Genomic DNA, 269 nt, shown 5'->3' with positions numbered 1-269 from the left:
AATGCAGCATGGCCCAAAGCATCCCGATTGAATGCAGTGGATTCCATGCAGCGTCATTGAATGCAGAGGATTCCATGCATTGCAGCGCAATGGATACCAATTGAATGCAGTGGAGTCCATGCAGCGAGGCCCAGTGCATCCCGATAGAATGCAGTGGATTTTCTGCAGCACGGCCCAAAGCATCCCGATTGAATGCATTGGATTCCATCCATTGTGATTGAATGCAGTGTACTCCATGCAGTGTGGTAAAATGCATCCCGATGGAATGC

Annotated in this window: 1 protein-coding gene; it reads right to left on the bottom strand. The window is 49.4% G+C overall.

The window, feature by feature from the left end; translation table 11 throughout:
* Positions 1-208: hypothetical protein (locus ACG94X_RS16870; RefSeq protein ID WP_419384810.1), on the bottom strand; the 208-nt coding region annotated here is incomplete at its 3' end.
* Between the last annotated feature and the right edge of the window lie 61 nt (positions 209-269).

This window comes from Acinetobacter psychrotolerans (assembly GCF_048552595.1).
Taxonomy (GTDB): domain Bacteria; phylum Pseudomonadota; class Gammaproteobacteria; order Pseudomonadales; family Moraxellaceae; genus Acinetobacter.
The sequence above is the reverse complement of the archived record's forward strand: the minus strand, read 5'-3'. Positions and strand labels throughout refer to the sequence as shown.